Source organism: Neisseria sp. P0009.S007 (assembly GCF_051962515.1).
This window is the reverse complement of the sequence record NZ_JBQCVF010000265.1, coordinates 1-1,780: the sequence shown is the minus strand read 5'-3', so window position 1 is coordinate 1,780 and position 1,780 is coordinate 1. Positions and strand designations below refer to the sequence as shown.

1 protein-coding gene is annotated in these 1,780 nt (G+C 51.0%); it reads left to right on the top strand.

Annotation, left to right across the window (positions count from 1 at the left end):
* Positions 1–8 precede the first annotated feature (8 nt).
* Entirely contained in the window at positions 9–1,760 is a 1,752-nt protein-coding gene (locus ACTHS3_RS12300; RefSeq protein WP_070606969.1) for a M61 family metallopeptidase, read from the top strand.
* Positions 1,761–1,780: the final 20 nt, after the last annotated feature.

Below are 1,780 nucleotides of genomic sequence, written 5' to 3'. Positions count from 1 at the left end.
CAATAGCCATGATTAATTACAAAATTACCCCCAATTTCCTGTCTCATGAATGGCACATCACCTTATCATTCGCTCAAACCAATGATTCTGAAACAGAAATCAGCCTGCCGAACTGGGTTCCCGGCAGCTATCTCATCCGTGACTTTGCCCGCCATATCACGCACATCAGCGCGCGCTGCAACGGCAAAGCCCAGCCGCTGACACAAACCAGCAAAAACCATTGGCAAACCCCTGCTCTCAGTGGAGAGTGGGAAATTTACTACACTGTTTACGCATTCGACTTATCAGTTCGCGGCTCGTTCCTCAGTACCGAGCGCGGCTTTTTCGACGGCGCATGCCTATTCTTAAAAGTACACGGACAAGAGGAACAACCGCACCAAGTCGAATTTCCTACCCTGCCACATACATGGCAGATAGCCACAACCCTGCCACAAATTTCGGCAACCCCTTTTCAGACGGCCTCATATGCCGAGCTTATTGATCACCCTGTTGAAACAGGCATCATCGAATTCCTCGACTTTGAAGCACAAGGTATTCCCCATCGTATTGCATTAAGCGGTATCTACCCCGATTTTGACCGCGCCCGCTTCCTCGCCGATATTCAAAAAATCTGCGAAACCGAGTTGGCGATGTTCCCCTCCCCTGCCCCGTTTTCCGAATACCTTTTCCTACTACATCTGGGCGACAACCTCTACGGCGGACTGGAACACATCAGCAGCACCGCCCTACTCGCCGACCGCCACAGCCTGCCATCTTACGATATGGGCGAAGCCGACAAAGCCTATACCGAATTACTCGGCCTCTTCTCCCATGAATACTTCCACGCATGGAATGTTAAATCCATCAAACCGGCCGTCTTCGCACCTTACAATCTCGACCAAGAAAACTACACCGAGCAACTTTGGGCATTTGAAGGCATTACGTCCTACTACGACGACCTCTTTCTTGCTAGAAGCAAAACCATCAGCCCCGAAGCCTACCTTACCCTGCTTGCACAAGGCATTACACGCGTACAGCAGACACAAGGCCGTCTGAAACAAACACTTGCCCAATCCAGTTTCAGCGCGTGGGACAAGTTCTACAAACAAGACGAAAACAGCCCCAACGCCATCGTCAGCTACTATCAAAAAGGCGCACTGGCCGCACTTTGCCTCGACCTCATCATCCGTGAAAAAAGCCAGGGTAAATACACCCTCGACAGCGTGATGCAGCAACACTATCATGACTGGTGCAACACCCATCAAGGCATACCTGAAAAACACTGGCAATCCCGTTGTCAAGAAATAACCGGTTTAGATTTAGAAACCTTCTTTCAGACGGCCTTATACAGTACCGAAGACCTTCCGCTCGCAGAATGCCTGCAAAGCGTAGGTGTCAAACTCGACTTTATCCCCCTGCCCCGCCAACACGGAGGAGCATTTGCAAGCGAACCCCAATCGGTTGCCCCAGCCAACGATTTGGGCGCACGTTTCAAACAAAACAGCGACCATGCCGTTCTGACTCATGTATTTAATAGCGGTAGCGCAGAAAATGCCGGACTCTGCCCGCAAGATAAAATCATCGCCTTAGGCGGCTATGCCTGCAACGACCTTGCAGCGCAATGGAGCAAACTGCCTATCGGCACGCGCACCACCATCCATTTCTTCCGCCAAGGCCTGTTGCGCGAAACCAGCATCACCGTCCAAGCAGCAGAAGCCAATACCGCCCTGCTGCACATTACCGATCGCCAAAAACTCGAAAACTGGTTGTACAATCATTAAATAAAACTTCAAACGGCCTG

Coding starts and splice junctions, on each gene's coding strand:
- ACTHS3_RS12300 (WP_070606969.1), top strand. CDS start 9: ATGATTAATTACAAAATTACCCCCAATTTCCTGTCTCATGAATGGCAC.